The sequence below is a fragment of the Nostoc sp. DedSLP03 genome, assembly GCF_034530815.1.
GTDB lineage: Bacteria > Cyanobacteriota > Cyanobacteriia > Cyanobacteriales > Nostocaceae > Nostoc.
Genome location: NZ_JAVRCK010000001.1, coordinates 128,125 through 143,351 on the forward strand (window position 1 = coordinate 128,125; position 15,227 = coordinate 143,351).

Sequence of the window (15,227 nt, forward strand, 5' to 3'; positions counted from 1 at the left end):
GCTGAGTGAGAAATCAAAACTGAATTAAAAGAACAAAACAGTTAGTTAATCAGCTAAATAATGCCTTATGAAATCATCATAATCAAAATTTTCATAATTTCTAACTCCTAACTCCTAACTTCTAACTCTTAACTATCTATTGTCAATCATGACTAAAGTCATGGATATAACCATGACTTTCTCCTCATGTAACTGCTGAAGATAAGTTCTTATGATGGTGGCATCCAACCAGGAAAAACCCACCAGATAAGTAATGAAACTCAAAGCATTATCGCTAGTTGCTTCCGCGATCGCTCTCACTTTAACTGCAACCTCCTTTGCTGTTCACGCTCAAACAGCCTCTCCTTCACCCCTGTTACTTGCACAAACTCCACAAAAAGAAAGAGGCCCTTGGAAAGAGTTGGGTCTAACAGATGCCCAAAAAGCCCAAATTCAAACGATTCGCCGCGATAGTCGCGCCAAATTTGAAGCAGTTTTGACCCCAGAACAAAAAGCAAAATTAGAGGCAGCGAAACAAGCACGGCGGGCTGAATGGCAAGCGCGTAAAGCTCAAGGGCAAACAGGTCAACGGCAACCCGGTCAACGTCGAGGAAAGGGTGGTTTTGCTGACTTAAATCTAACTGAAGCCCAAAAAACCCAAATGCGACAAATCCGCGAGTCTGAAAAACAACAGATTCAAGCAGTCTTAACCGCAGAACAGCGTCAAAAATTAGAGCAATTCCGTCAAAATGCTCCTTCACGCCGTCAACAAGGCAATCCTCAATAATCATCTTTCAAAAAATAATAATTCTGGGGTGGGCAGTGCCGCCCATCTCAATCCCAAAATAGATTATATAGACTTCTTGCAGAAGATGCGGAAAGGGGAAAAACTTCATCCCCTTTCCCTTTCCCTATTTATTCCCCTGCTCAATTTAGTAGACTTTCAAGCTAGTTTTGAGTTATGAGTTAATCAAAACTCCGCTTGATTAAAATGTCCAAAGAATTCGCAATTGGTAGTAAAGTCCGTGTTGTGGCGCTACCAGCTTATGTCAAAACTGCTGAACCTATGCCCATGCTACGCCCCCCTAATGTAATTCACATAGGCGAAGAAGGTATAGTCATCGACCGCAGACCCGGTGGATATTGGGGGATTCGCTTTGCTAGGGGTGTCTTTCTCCTAGATAGTCAATATATCGAAAGCACAGATACCCCTGCCGAATCTCACTTAGAATAAGATTTCTCGCAACCAAGAATTGTAAACTTGTGTAAAGTTGTAATTCTGGTTTACACCATGATTTCCCGCCGTACTTTTTTAAGCATATTATTTGCCAGCTGTATTTCTATCATCAGCTGGCTGAATTTTACCCCTGCTGCTGATGCTATGGGTGGTAAACTTCCGGCAATTAATCAACCCGCACCTGAGTTTACTTTGCCAACCAACACAGGTGATGGCAAAATTTCCCTCTCTGACTTGCGCGGTAAATGGCTAGTTCTGTACTTCTATCCTAAAGACTTCACCTCTGGTTGTACTATAGAGGCTCGTCGTTTTCAGCAAGACTTACCCCAATACCTCGAAAAAAATGCTCAGATAATTGGCGTTAGTGCTGATGACATTGATTCCCACGCCAAATTTTGTGATTCAGAAGGACTCAAATTCCCCTTGTTGGCTGACACTGATGGTTCAGTGAGCAAAGCTTACGGTTCGTGGCTCGGCTTTTTATCTATGCGCCACAGTTTCATAATCGATCCTCAAGGCGTCTTGCGCGAGACTTTTGTCAAAGTCAACCCAACTATTCACAGTTCAGAAGTGCTGGCACGACTAGAACAATTACAGTCCACAGCTTCTTAAACTTCAATTAACAAGACAAGGGGCTTAAGCCCCTTATTTTAACTCACAATAAACCCATATTTTCTGAGTACAGTTTTGGCTTCACTGCCAGATAAAAACTGAACAAATTCTTTGGCAGCAGAAGGATTTTTACTGCTTTTAATTATTGCTACCGGATAGACAATTGGGGAATGAAATTTATCATCAGCAGTAACTACGACTTTTACCTTGTTGGAAATTTTGGCATCAGTGGCATAAACTAAACCCGCTTCGGCGTTACCACTTTCTACTGCTGCTAAAACTTGACGCACATTGTTAGCAAAGACAAACTTCGACTTGAGGCGATCGTAAAGTTTCAATTTCTTCAAGACTTGCTCGCCATATTGACCGGCGGGTACGCTTCTGGGTTCACCGATCGCAATTTTTTTAATCTTACTATCTGTTAAATTGTAGAAGCTATTGATGCCAACAACATCCTGAGCCACAATCAAGACTAGACGGTTATTTGCTAGGTTAGTACGGCTACCTGGTAGTAACAGTCCTTTTTGTTCCAAAGCATCCACTTGCTTTTTGCCAGCAGAAATAAAGATATCCGCTGGCGCACCTTGCTCAATCTGTTGCTGCAACGCACCAGAAGCCCCAAAGTTATAATTAATATTGATATTTGATTTATTTTGTTGGTATAAAGGCTTAATTTCTTCCAGTGCATCTTTTAAGCTGGCAGCTGCGGACACAAGTATGTTTGTGTTCGACTGTGCTATTACAGGAGAAGGATTAAACAACGGTAAACCAATTGCTAGCAGCAAGCCAGCGATCGCTATACCCAAAAAGCCAAAAATTTGTCTTCTTTTCATAGAAAAGGCGTTTGAAGGGTTTCTTCCATAAAATTAACGTTAGGTAAAATAGTACCAAAGATACCAATATATAACCAACTATATCGGTAAAATTCTGGCTCGAAAAACTTTAGTAGGTATGGGCTACGAACAGCGTAGCCCTTGTTTACCGCTCTGTAGCTTATGAAAGTGCTGATACTGCTTCTAGCTTCTCAGCTTTGTTCTTCAATACGGTTGGTAGTTCGCTGTTAAACGCTTCACCTTCAACCACTTGCGATCGGAAACCATCGGGCCCAACTGGAACATCGCCCGTGATCGTGGTGCGATAGAGGACGCGCTCGACTTCCAGATGATCCAAGTCTTGAGGGGCTAAATGAGAGGTGGCGCGGTTGTCCCAGAATGCAATGTCACCGTTATTCCAGCGGAAGCGGGTGGTGTAGGCGGGCTTGGTAATCTGGTTGAAGAACAACTCAAGCAGCAGATCGCTCTCTTGTCGTGATACGTTAAGAATGTGCGAGGTGAAGCCAGGGTTGACATACAACGCGCGTTCACCAGTCTCAGGATGAACCCTTACTACTGGATGGATTGAAACCAGGGGATTGGCTGCGATGCGCTGGGCAATCTTGCTGTTGCTGGGCAAATTCAAACGCGCATTGAAGCGATGTTCGGCTTTTAATGTGTCTGCCAACGCCCGTAGGGGTGCTGACAGACCCTCATAGGCTGCAACTAGATTTGTCCATTGAGTGTCACCACCGAAGCTAGGGACATTAACCGCACGCAAAATTGATGCCGCAGGTGGGTTGACAACTGCTGTAACATCGGTGTGCCAACGGCTCTCGTAGCTGGAACGACGCAGACCATTACGCCGCTCGTAACGGCTGCGGTCAATGGGCAAGATTTCTGAGAAGCCTTCAATCGGCTCGTCTTCGTGGGGATGTGCGTAAGTCACTTCGCCAAAACGAGCCGTGAATGCAATCTGTGCTGCATGATCGATGTTTTGACCGCGAAAGAACACGACTTTCCACTTCAATAGTGCTTGACGAATTTCTTTGACTGCATCATCGTGCAAAGGACGTGACAAGTCTACGCCGCTGATTTCAGCACCGATGAAACCTGCTACCTGTTTGACTTCAATGTGTTTGTTGCTCATCTCAATTCTCCATAGTTTGATCGATCGGGCGTGTTCGCACTCGTCCGTTTACTTGAGATATGTTGCTTGCGCTTAATGGCTACATACCAAAGGAAGCGATCGCAGTTTAAATATAGTACTATAAACTGATCGATTTACCGTAGTATTTACTCGCCATATTTTAGACTGCTGTAACAATAGTCGATTTAGTCCGGGAAAAGGTAAGTAAAAATTCGGAATACAGATATTAAGAAGCTTCTCAGATCCAGTGAGAAGCAAGCAAGCTAAGTAATTAAATGGGTACAGAGAAAGCACTAAATTTTTGCTGCAAGTGCTTTTTGGAACTTTCGACGATTCCACACTCAGTAAGTCGGGGTTAATATTTCAAGCTATGTTAAGAAATTTCAATGTAGGATGCGTTACAACAGAACGTCAACAATTCAGGGACGTTAGTCTATGGCATAATACACCCTAATTCTTCATATACATTGCATTTTTTCTCGCTGAGTTACTTGGTCTCTCTATGTTATTCGCTACTCAAAGACGTACTTAGAGTTATTTCATATAAAGTTTATTAAATCTTTTTATTTTTCACACAAGTATTTTATTTATGGATTAATTTATACTGTAGGATGACAAAGAAACAATTATATTTATCATAATTACATATTGTAAAAAGCTGCAAAATCACTATTGAAATAATTCTTTTGAATAAAAATTTTTAATTAAAATGTTTATAGACAATTTGATACTGATTAATCAGAAAATCAGACCTTTTATTTATTTCGTAAATTAGATAAATTTTCATGTTAGTCTACTCTTTGGTTCAGATATTCTAATTTGCTTTTTTCATGAGAACAGGCTAATAAACAATTATCAGTTTATTTTTTACCAAGATTGATTAAGCCTTGAGGAGATCGAAAACTACATGAAAAAGGAATTACCACAAAAGAAAACGCAGATATCACATAAATGGACTATTTCTAAATATTGGTTACGTTTTTTAATTATAATTCTATTAGTAATAGGTGTATTTTTTCGCTTCGTTAATATTGATAAAAAAATTTATTGGGGTGATGAAGTTTTATCGTCATTACGCATATCTGGCTATACGCAGTCAGAAATGAAGAAGCAATTAGGTAATGGTCGTTTGATTGGCATAGAAGATTTACATAAATACCAATATCCTAATTCTGAAAAAAATGCAATTGATACAATTAAAGGAGTTATTGTAGAAGACTCGCAGATTTTGCCACTATACATCTTGATGACCCGGTTTTGGGTAGAGTACTTTGGCAATTCGATAGCAGCGATCAGAAGTTTTTCGGCATTTATTAGTCTGCTTACCTTTCCTTGTCTTTATTGGCTATGTCAAGAATTATTTGAGTCTTCACTAGTAGGGTGGATAGCCATCGGGTTGGTAGCTGTTTCACCTATTCATATCGTGTATGCACAAGAAGCGCGATCGTATAGTTTAGCAATAGTAGCCATCTTAATATCGAGTGCAGCACTGCTGCGAGCTATGCGCCTGAAAACAAATGTTAATTGGTTTATTTATGCAGCAGCATTATCAATAGGGTTTTATACTCATCTATTTTTTACCTTGGTTGCTTTTGCACAAGGAATTTATGTAATTACAATCGAACGCTTCCGATTGAGTAAAACATTAATTTCTTACCTGCTATCATCGCTTGCGGGTTTTATGACTTTTGTACCTTGGATTTGGATTATTATTACCAATCCTCAGCCAGAAGCAGTAACTTGGGCAAATATTAAACAAACAGTATTTATGTCAGCTGTAAGGTGGGCTGGTATCTTTAGTCGTGCGTTTATTGATTTAGGTATTAGTCCTAACGAGCCTGGAAAACTTAAGTTTTTATTAATTCCTTTTATATTGATTCTTTTAGTTATAATCGGCTACTCAATCTATTTTTTATGTCGAAGAACCTCTAAAAAAGTTTGGTTATTTGTTTTAACCTTAATTGCATCAGTAGGGCTTCCCTTACTGATAATAGATTTCGTCTTTTTAAAACGATATGCTACTAGTCGATATACACTTCCTTCTGTTTTAGGGATACAGTTAGCTGTTGCTTACCTATTTACCACTAAGATTACGTCTATTTCTACTAAAGCTTGGCAAAAAAAGTTTTGGTCACTTGTAGCATTTATGGTAGTTATGAGCGAGGTTGTATCTTGTATGGTTCACTCTCAACCGCAGATTTGGTGGAACCAATTCCCTGATAAATACCAAAAATATCCTCAAATGGCTCATATTATTAATCAAACTAAGAAACCACTTTTAATTAGTGATGAGGATAACATCATTCCACCACTACAAGTACTTAGTAACTTAATCGATCCAAAAGTGCAATTCCAAATTGTCGGAAAAAATCAGTTACCAGAGATTACTAATGGCTTTAGTGACATATTTTTATTCTTGTTCGAGCCATCTGATTTCTTAAAAGCTGGAATTGAAAAAGTTTATAACTCAAAGTTACAGCAAGTAGACGACTTTCTCTGGAAAATAACAAAAGCTAATTAAACTAAGAATACGGGCACATCTACCGCCTGGGAGACTGCAAGTGGAAACTAAAAGCAGATAGTTGGCATTTGAATCTCGCTTATCGGTTAAAAATTAATATCAATTAGCCTGATAAGTTGCACAGTTAGAGCCAAAATATACTTTAATTAAACAAATAATTTAAGTATATACTGGTATTGCTGCCGCTTATGTCATCGCCCCTTGAGCGCCCGTTAAAAATTGAAATCAGATTGCCATCTTCCCATCCTCAATTATTGGAAGGACTGGATATATGGTTGCGTTTAGGTTTGATATCTGATACCCAAGTCAGGCAGTTATGTAGAGAGTTTCTGGTGTGTGCGGTGGTGTTGCAACCCCAGACTGAAGCTCATACAAAGGTAGTATTTCCAACTTCCGACCCCGTGCAGCAGTTGCCTGTAGCAGCTTTACAATCTAGTAGCGGTAAACAACCACAACAAAAACCAGCTAAACCCAACTTCATCGGCACAATGTTGCAGTCTTTGGGGGCAGAACTGAGTGTGCGTTGGCTACTTTTTCTAGGGGTTTTCTTGGTAGTTGTATCTTCTGGGGTACTGGCTGCTAGTCAATGGGCGAGGTTTCCCGCTGCTGGACAGTACGGGGTTTTATTTGCTTATACTTTGAGTTTTTGGGGATTAAGCTTTTGGGCGACTAGGCAAAATAACCTCAGATTGACGGCTCAAACATTGCTGATTGCCACTCTTTTGTTGGTGCCAGTGAATTTTTGGGCAATGGATAGCTTCAAATTGTGGCAAAATCCTGTGGATTGGATTGTAGTTGCGATCGCCTGTCCTACACTGACTGCTATAACTGTTTTACTCTCCAAAAATCGGACTATTTTTACCAATTTGCATACTGGCAAATTACCTCTGGTAAATATTCTAGGGCTGAGTTATCTACATTGGGGTTGGCAATTAAGAGGATTTCCCTTAATTGCTGTTTATCTGGCAACGATCGCCACAACTATCATTACCATTTATCACAATCCTTTCCAACAGCCTCATACTGTCAGCGACGATCGCCGTAGGTTAAGTATTAGTTTACCTGCTACTGTAATTATTTATTCTTTAATAGTATTGTTGGTGCGGGCAATTTTTGTTACCAAAGTAGATGTCGCACTGTTGGGGTTAGCTATTGGCATTTGCGGCTGGTTGATGACTTGGTTAGCAGAGCAGAGGAGGGCAGGGGGCAGGGGGCAGGGGGCAGGGGGAGCAGGGGAAGCAGGGGAAGTAACATTAATATCCTCCTCGTCTCCCTTGTCCCCCTTGTCTCCTTCATCCCTCTTACTCTGGGAAAGACTTGGTGGGGTTTTACTCTTTCTGGGTTGGGTGGTATCGGTAGTAAATTATCCTTGGCAAGCAATAGCTGTCTGTGGTTTGGGTTTGTGGTTTGTGGGGAGTCGCTTGTGGCGATACAGTTTAAAGCGAGACTTTGCAGAGGCTTTTGTCATCGGCTTAGAGACGATTTTGCTAGGTTGGCGATTAGTACCCGATAACTTACAGAAATTAGCGATCGCAACTACTACCCAACTCACCAATTCTCAAAATGAACCTTGGGCGCTACTGGGTATAGCTTTATTTCCCTACGTAATTTTGATGGTGGCGCTTACAGATAGTTTGTATCGCCGCCAAAAGCGAGGATTAGCTAAATTTGGCGAACTGCTTACCCTGTTATTTGGAGCTTTTTTAACAGCGATCGCTCTTGTAAATCCTCCATTGCGATCGCTAAATCTGCTATTTTCTACCGCCACTCTGGCATTTGTTACTCAACGCCGCTCCCCCTCATCCCTTCCCCTGGTATACCTAACTCATATCATGGGGGTGCTGACATTTTGCTTTACGATTAATTGGTTATTCCCCAGCCTGACTCAACAAGGTTGGGCAAGTATTTTATTGGTTCTGATGGTTGCAGAATGGCGATTCAGTTTGCAGGAAGGACTATGGCAACGTAGTGCATGGGATATCGGCTTAGGATTAGCCGCAGCGAGTTTTTTCTTTTTGTGGATGAATTCAGAATCATCTTGGTATGGCATCACTGATAACCGATCTGATTGGGGAGTTTTATGGCTAGTTACGCCTTTAGCTCTTACAGGTGTTGCCAATGCCGCAATTATAGAGCGACGGCTTACTAGCCGTTACTTGAGTGTCTTGGCTGTAATAGTTGCCCAGTTACTAACTTTACAGCTACCAGGAATCAGATTAATCGGTTTGGCTGTAGGTGCTGGATTGATGTTTGTAAATACCCGCTATTTGCGCAACCAAGTATCTGCGGTAATTACAGAAGGATTTGTTTTAAGTTTCATTGGCGTGCTGCTGTGGACGGGTGTACCTGGTTTACCTCGCCTAGCGGTAGCAGGTTGGTTTGTTGTCGGAGCGATCGCAACTCTCAGTCTATGGTTAGCGCGGACTGTTTTCAACCGACGCGGTAACGAATTAGCAGTTATCTATGCAGCCGCCAGCGATAAATGGGCGATCGCTTTGTGTAGTGTTGAATTATTAAGTTTGACGCTGCACTCAATACTGATTTACCAAGGGTTTACGACTTCAGGATTTTTGTTCTTAATTGCCACTGTAATTACCTTGGCAGCCATTGTTTATCGCAGTTGGCGTGAACCGACAAATTGGGCATTTTATGGCATTGCTTGGTGTTTGGAATTGTTAATTGCCCAAGGGTTAGGGTTGGGGGAACGCTCAATTGTGAGAATTGCGATCGCAAACATCGCCTTGGGTTTAATTACTCAACTTGTCGGCGAGTGGTGGCGGCGACGACATCAATTAGAAAGGTTTCCTAGCAGCCTGCACATTTTGCCATTAATTTATGGTGCATTCAGTGTATTGCTGCGTTTGAACACCTTCACCGAATGGACAGGTTTGTATTCCTTGGGTGTAGCTTTAATTATTATTGGCGTGGGGCGACGCCACGCAAGCTTCAAACCCTTGCTGTATTTAGGAATTATTGGCGTATCAATTTCTGCTTATGAACTTTTGTTCTATCAAATGTCACAAGCTTCAGGAGGAGCATTAGGTGATGGATTAATTGCCATGTCTGCCCTTGGCGCGAGTATCATGTATGCTTACCGCATTTTGTCACCTTGGCTTGTTAGTTACTTACACCTAACTCCCCAAGAATTGAAAAGAATTGCTCATATTCACTGGGTTTGGAGTAGCTGTTTATTAATGGCTGCTATTCCTCTTCCCATTGCAGTTAACCGTTTGGTGGGATTGGGAACGGGAGTATTTTTGATTCGCTACGCCGTCTTTCAGGGACGAAATTTACCCACTTCCCCCAGGATCTTGGGAAGAATTACAATCGCCGAGATGTGGGTTTACCTTGGTTTATTAGAGGTAGCCGGGATGAGGATTTATTGGCGAGAGACAGCAGTAGGGCGATTTTGGGCTGGGCCATTAGTTCCTTGGAATGGTGCGATCGCTTGTGTGGTAGCCTACTTTTTGTACGTTTTACCTTGGGAAAATTGGGGTTGGTCTAAAAGACCTTGGCAACAAGCTGCATACATCACACCACTGATAATTTTATGGGAAACCAGACTGCAAACTTACCCGATTACCTTAGTACTCGCAGCTGGATTTTACATCTTTTTAGCAAAAGTAGGTGAAACGGATGTTTTCACCTATATTAGTGTGGCATTGATTGATTGGGCACTTTATCGTTGGTTTGATTCCTTACACCTGACTGATGCTTTGTGGTATGTAACACCCATTGGCTTATCGCTGCTTTATATTGCTCAAGTGGATACCCAACTGAAGTTACCAGAGTACAAAACATCTCGTCATCTTCTGAGAGTGCTAGGGAGTGGCTTAATTTGTGGTTGGGCAATTTTATTTAATCAAAATACAGCTTGGATTCCGGGTGTTTTTAGTCTCATCGCTATTTTTGCTGGATTAGCTTTACGAGTACGAGCTTTTCTCTACATTGGTACAGCCACTTTTTTAATTACTACAATCTATCAATCGGTAATTTTCAGCTTGCAGTACTCTTTTTTAAAATGGGTTGTTGGCTTGCTAGTTGGCATTTTATTGATTTATATCGCCGCCAACTTTGAAACCAGGCGCGCTCAAATAACTTCCTTAATTCGTAGCGCTATTGATGAATTTCAATCATGGGAATAGGTAAGCTAAAGATTAAATTAATTAGACAAGCGATCGCATCCACATTGCCGCCCCGATCGTCAAATCGTTTTCAAATCGTTATCAGACTGTAGAACCTGTAACCCATAGCCAATAACGATTTGAACTCAATTAGCTGATAATACTATTAAATTGTCTTTAGTGATAACTGACCATAAACAACCTCTTGCCTTCGATACCAGCACAAATGAATGACTGGTAAGGTTTCTGAAAAACTTTGCGATCTATGGAGCCTGAATTGTGATAGAACAACTAGGATCGGGAGCGGAGCTTTTATCAAAAATGAACGTAGCAAGGATTTTTTGACGACCTGGTATATAAGGGCCACCCAACTCATGCTGATTATTATCTTGAATGCTTGTATCTCCGGTAGTGATTTGTGTTAGAGCTCCCTTGTCATCGTAATAAATATTTGCTTTATTACCGCCGCGATTACGTCCCTTGTCAATTTTATAGTTGATTCTTACTACTGGACCTAGAAATTTTCCGTTGGGAGTGTGATCGATTACAATTGTGCCTGTAAAACCTCCTTTACTACATGAATAGTAACTAATAACGGCATTAGCCGTAGTTGGAGTTAAAGCAATGCCACTGCAAGCAATAGCCATTGCCGCAGTACCAATAACAAAACGGTTTGTAGTCTTTCTAATTTGATAAACAGTTAAAGTACTAATCATTTCTGACTTCCTTTTTGATTAAGTTATACTTTGCATTAATTAAATTAAAATCAATAAATACCAGAAAATTTTAATGCTAAGACAAAACTTAAAAAAACATATTTGCAGCAACGATCGTCGCTAAAAAAATGTTGAAGATGATTTAAGAACCTCTCTACAAACAGCAACCTCATAAATTTAATCAGTGGGATACATACTGCTTGCTTCAACTACTAGCTTTTTATCAGTGTCTAGCTCTACACCATTAATATCCACAGGTGACAACATCGCCAAGCTTGTGTCCTGAGAGTAACATCTTGACTGCAATTGCTCGTTTTACCTCACGTTTGTCTTGGTTCTGTTAAATAAACTCTGTTAGCGATCGCATCCACATTACTACTAGCCCTCTTTAGTCGTAAATATTACTTACATTTTTTCACGAATCATTCAGGATTACTATTGTACCAAATAAAGAAAATTTGGCGCTGCTTCATAAAGTATTGGTATTAGGTATTAAGGCGATCGCCAACATCTCTAAGTTCCCCAACTATATTGCCAATTGCAGCTACACCGCCGCTTACAATGGCATTTGAAACAGCTTCCCCTAATCTGATTAATGGAGTTAAAATATCAAAAAAATTCTGAAATTCTTGAATTTTTGCAGCCGCGCGATCGAGAGAATTAGTAGCTTCACTTATTTTTTGGGCTGGTTCATTTATATCAGTTAAAACTTTATTTAATTCTATGCTATTAATCTTGGCAGCAAAATCCAAAATTTTTTGGCATTCATTAGTAATTGATTCCAATTGATTCGGAGTAATTGTTTTAGCCCTGAAAAGCTCTGTTGCTCTTTCTTCAAGAGTGGTCTTTAATTCTATCATCTTATCTCTCAAGGACATAAATAATAACTCTCCTTTTTTAAACAATGAATTGGCAATGAGAAAAAATTAGATAAAATCTAATTAAAAAGCGCGATCGACTTCTTTGACTAGAGGTTTGACTGAGATGACGTATTCATTGAGTATTCTTTGAATACGCTTCATTTTTTTATCATCAATTTTTTTTAATGAAACTTTAGCATTAAACTGACATAGTTGATTAATATCTTTGGGTTTTAGCCCTTCTGCAAATTCTTTGCTTAGTTGATTATGAGCTTTAACTGTAATCACAAGAAGCTGATTGTAAGCCCTACCCGCCTGTTCTTTTTCACTCACTATTTTCATAGCTTTATTATAATCTTCTGTTAATTGTTCACCTACTGTAATTTTGTCAATAACTTGTTGATAATTACTTGAACTTATTTGCTCTTTGCCTAACTCATTTAAAGTAAGAAAGTAAGATTTATAGTAAGTATCAATTGCGTTTGCTTCTATGCCTAAAGTTCCTTCCTTACTAAGATAGTTGTTGTTTACAAGAAATATTAAGCCTCCTTTAGCAGGTTTATAAAGATCGACCCCATTCTCATCAGTTGCTGGAACCGAATTGCCAGTAATATATTTATGAATAGGTTCATTAGTACAAACAATCGCTTTTTGGAGAGCATCCTCTCGATTTTTTTTAGTCGCTAAATCAAATAAGAATTTAAGAATTTGACTGCCTCCATCCACTGCATCCGAATCTAGTTTGTTGCTATTAATAGATAAATTTTGGAGACTTTCACTTAAGTCATTTATTGATTTATCTAAAGATAAATTTTTTCCGCTTGCTATGGCACCTAGAGCATCCATATAGTCAATTAAAACACTGACTCCTGTTTTAAAATTATCAGAATCCACTCGTTCAGTTGTCTCACAACTTTCTCGCCGCTCGTTGCGATAAGGGATTCCATTATCGGGAACTAATTTGATATATCTAGTACGTCGTAAACAAGATTGGTAAATATCTTCAGCAAAATCATTAGAAGCTCGTTCAACTATTTCTTTGCTCTTGGTAAAGTCTTCTACAGACTTAAAATTAGCTCCGCAACTTCCTAACAAAACAGCAATCGGAATAACGACACTGATTAAAGATTTTTTTTTGAACATTTTTACTTACTCTCGCACTATTGGGAAAATCACTGTTGTTTCCTTCTCCACTCCCCAATTAGTTAATTTCGGAATTTTGCGATCGCATCAAAAAATATTGCTCCAGGGTTGACGTTTCCGTGTTTCGCGCAGTCTGTAGCAGCTTCCGCCTTCCCTGTAAGAACTTCCGCTTTCACGTTTCCGTGTTTTGCGCAAGCTGTAGCAACTTCCGCTTTCACGTTTCCGTGTTTTGCGCAAGCTGTAGCAACTTCTGCTTTCACGTTTCCGTGTTTTGCGCAAGCTGTAGCAACTTCCGCTTTGATGTTATGTCAATTCGTAATTGGTAATTCAGAATTAGTAATTACGAATTAGTATAAAGAAGATAAATTTTGGGATTGTTCAGAAAAATCAACAATTCCACGTATGACAACCTTTTCAATAATTGTCCACTATAGAGTTATAAGAAATTGAGAAAATGAGTATTAATTATGGGAAGGCGAAAACGCAATTCACGTACTCTTGGCAAAGCTGAACTACGTCTAGCAAGCGTTAAATCTATTAGTCAAACTCTCGATGTTGGAGAGGGATTAACAGTCAAAGATTACACTGAAAAAATCGAAATGGTGCGGCAATCTCTAGAAGCATACAATACCACCCTCTCTACTATTGATGTCTTACTAACCCAGCTCGTCGAAAATGAACAGGATTTAGCAGACTATTCTGAGAAAATTTTGCGTGGTATTGCTTATAAATATGGTAATAATAGCCATGAGTATCAGATGGCTGGGGGTACTCGTAAAAGCGATCGCAAGCGTGCTGTGCGCCAAGGTGTTGTTTGACTACTAGCTAAAGGATAAAGAGAATAAGGAAAATTAGGAAGATAGGGAATACAAAGATTTCACCCACTCCCATTCCTGCGTCAAACCCTCTTTTAGAGAGACTTGCGGTTGATATCCGAGAATTTTCTGTGCTTTAGATACATCAGCAGCCGTGTGACGCGCGTCTCCCATCGCTTTTTCAATGTGGTTTCTTTTGATTGGCTTCCCAACAATTTCTTCAATGGTATTTAAGACTTCTGCTAAAACCACCCTGCTCCCACCACCGATATTAAAAATTTCTCCCACTGCTTTGGGTGCGGTGGCGGCGGCTAAATTAGCGGCGACAATATCACTAACAAAGGTAAACTCCCGCGTTTGCTGGCCATCGCCGTAAATAGGAATCGCCTCATCGTGTAAAATGGATTGAAAAAATTTATGAAATGCCATATCTGGGCGCTGTTTGGGGCCATAAACTGTGAAATAGCGCAATGTCACACAGGGCACACCAAAGTTTTTGTAATACAATTCACACAAAAACTCTGCTGCTAGCTTTGTAATGCCGTAAGGAGAAACCGGTTGAGGACAAATTTTCTCGTGGGTAGGTAATGTTTCTGCATCACCATATACACTAGATGAAGAGGCAAACACCAATCTTTTTAGGTCTTTAGCATCCTTAGCTGCTTCCAGCAAAACTTGTGTAGCGTTAACATTTCGTTCTGTATAGCCTCGAAAAGCTTTACCCCAACTTGCTCTGACCCCTGCTTGTGCCGCTTGATGGTAAACTACATCAACATCTTTTAGGAGTTTCTGCCAATCTAAAAACTGCATATCTCCTTCAATTAATGCAAAACTAGGTAAACGATACAAGTGTGCAACATTGTTTCGCTTTAACATCGGATCGTAATAATCATTAAATTCATCAATCCCGATTACTTCGTTTCCTTGTTGTAGCAATGTTTCTGCAAGCTGAGAACCAATAAAGCCTGCGACTCCAGTAACGATAATTTTAGCCATTTTGCCGATTTTTTATATCCTGATTAACCGCTATATTCACAGGTTAATAATTATAATCAAAAATTGGTTATTAATTGAAAATTATTTGATAAATAGGTTGAATTATATCAGCTAAAAAGATAATTAAACTAATATATTGATGCTGAAAATGTGTTATAAACTTGATTTAGTAATTACTAATAATAAAATTTAAAATTTTACTAATTAGTGAAATTTAATTTTTAAAACAAATGCAGTTGGAATTCAATAACTAAAATAGCTG

13 protein-coding genes are annotated in these 15,227 nt (G+C 39.7%); 6 read left to right on the forward strand and 7 right to left on the reverse strand.

Annotation, left to right across the window (positions count from 1 at the left end; all coding sequences use genetic code 11):
- Window positions 1–253 precede the first annotated feature (253 nt).
- The 3 genes from RM368_RS00520 to RM368_RS00530 all read left to right on the forward strand — a co-directional run bounded on the left by RM368_RS00520 (window position 254) and on the right by RM368_RS00530 (window position 1,828).
- Entirely contained in the window at window positions 254–766 is a 513-nt protein-coding gene (locus RM368_RS00520; RefSeq protein ID WP_322670533.1) for a P pilus assembly/Cpx signaling pathway, periplasmic inhibitor/zinc-resistance associated protein, read from the forward strand.
- A gap of 204 nt (window positions 767–970) precedes the next feature.
- Window positions 971–1,213: a regulatory protein SipA gene (gene sipA / locus RM368_RS00525; protein ID WP_289797541.1), complete on the forward strand. Its 243-nt coding sequence runs from the start codon at window positions 971–973 to the stop codon at window positions 1,211–1,213.
- A gap of 57 nt (window positions 1,214–1,270) precedes the next feature.
- Window positions 1,271–1,828 (forward strand): peroxiredoxin, encoded by a 558-nt coding sequence (locus tag RM368_RS00530; RefSeq protein WP_322692224.1) that lies wholly within the window; start codon window positions 1,271–1,273, stop codon window positions 1,826–1,828.
- A 38-nt stretch (window positions 1,829–1,866) separates the two neighbouring features.
- On the opposite strand, the gene modA is transcribed toward RM368_RS00530, so the two are convergent.
- Together modA and RM368_RS00540 are read right to left on the reverse strand one after the other, a co-directional pair.
- Window positions 1,867–2,661 carry a molybdate ABC transporter substrate-binding protein gene (gene modA / locus RM368_RS00535; protein ID WP_322692225.1) on the reverse strand — a complete coding sequence of 265 codons (795 nt, stop codon included), beginning with the start codon at window positions 2,659–2,661 and terminating at the stop codon, window positions 1,867–1,869.
- 160 nt (window positions 2,662–2,821) lie between these two features.
- A complete protein-coding gene (locus RM368_RS00540) occupies window positions 2,822–3,790 on the reverse strand; it encodes a TauD/TfdA dioxygenase family protein (RefSeq protein WP_322692226.1) in 969 nt (322 codons plus the stop codon).
- A gap of 907 nt (window positions 3,791–4,697) precedes the next feature.
- Here RM368_RS00540 and RM368_RS00545 point away from each other — a divergent pair.
- Both RM368_RS00545 and RM368_RS00550 read left to right on the forward strand, forming a co-directional pair.
- Window positions 4,698–6,311, forward strand: coding sequence for a glycosyltransferase family 39 protein (locus RM368_RS00545; RefSeq protein WP_322692227.1), 1,614 nt, complete (start codon window positions 4,698–4,700; stop codon window positions 6,309–6,311).
- Window positions 6,312–6,499: 188 nt separating this feature from the next.
- Window positions 6,500–10,456, forward strand: coding sequence for a DUF2157 domain-containing protein (locus RM368_RS00550; RefSeq protein ID WP_322692228.1), 3,957 nt, complete (start codon window positions 6,500–6,502; stop codon window positions 10,454–10,456).
- Between the two features lie 242 nt (window positions 10,457–10,698).
- On the opposite strand, the gene RM368_RS00555 is transcribed toward RM368_RS00550, so the two are convergent.
- The 4 genes from RM368_RS00555 to RM368_RS00570 all read right to left on the reverse strand — a co-directional run bounded on the left by RM368_RS00555 (window position 10,699) and on the right by RM368_RS00570 (window position 13,372).
- Window positions 10,699–11,151, reverse strand: coding sequence for a hypothetical protein (locus tag RM368_RS00555; protein WP_322692229.1), 453 nt, complete (start codon window positions 11,149–11,151; stop codon window positions 10,699–10,701).
- 485 nt (window positions 11,152–11,636) lie between these two features.
- Complete coding sequence (locus tag RM368_RS00560; RefSeq protein WP_322692230.1) at window positions 11,637–12,056, reverse strand: hypothetical protein; 420 nt, start codon at window positions 12,054–12,056, stop codon at window positions 11,637–11,639.
- Window positions 12,057–12,092: 36 nt separating this feature from the next.
- Complete coding sequence (locus RM368_RS00565; protein WP_322692231.1) at window positions 12,093–13,154, reverse strand: hypothetical protein; 1,062 nt, start codon at window positions 13,152–13,154, stop codon at window positions 12,093–12,095.
- Between the two features lie 62 nt (window positions 13,155–13,216).
- Window positions 13,217–13,372: a hypothetical protein gene (locus RM368_RS00570; protein ID WP_322692232.1), complete on the reverse strand. Its 156-nt coding sequence runs from the start codon at window positions 13,370–13,372 to the stop codon at window positions 13,217–13,219.
- A gap of 249 nt (window positions 13,373–13,621) precedes the next feature.
- On the opposite strand from RM368_RS00570, the gene RM368_RS00575 reads away from it, so the two are divergent.
- On the forward strand, window positions 13,622–13,972 hold the full coding sequence (locus RM368_RS00575; protein ID WP_322692233.1) for a hypothetical protein: 351 nt from the start codon (window positions 13,622–13,624) through the stop codon (window positions 13,970–13,972).
- A gap of 33 nt (window positions 13,973–14,005) precedes the next feature.
- Here RM368_RS00575 and RM368_RS00580 read toward each other — a convergent pair whose 3' ends face one another.
- Window positions 14,006–14,965, reverse strand: a complete 960-nt coding sequence (locus tag RM368_RS00580) for an NAD-dependent epimerase/dehydratase family protein (RefSeq protein WP_322692234.1) — start codon at window positions 14,963–14,965, stop codon at window positions 14,006–14,008.
- Window positions 14,966–15,227: the final 262 nt, after the last annotated feature.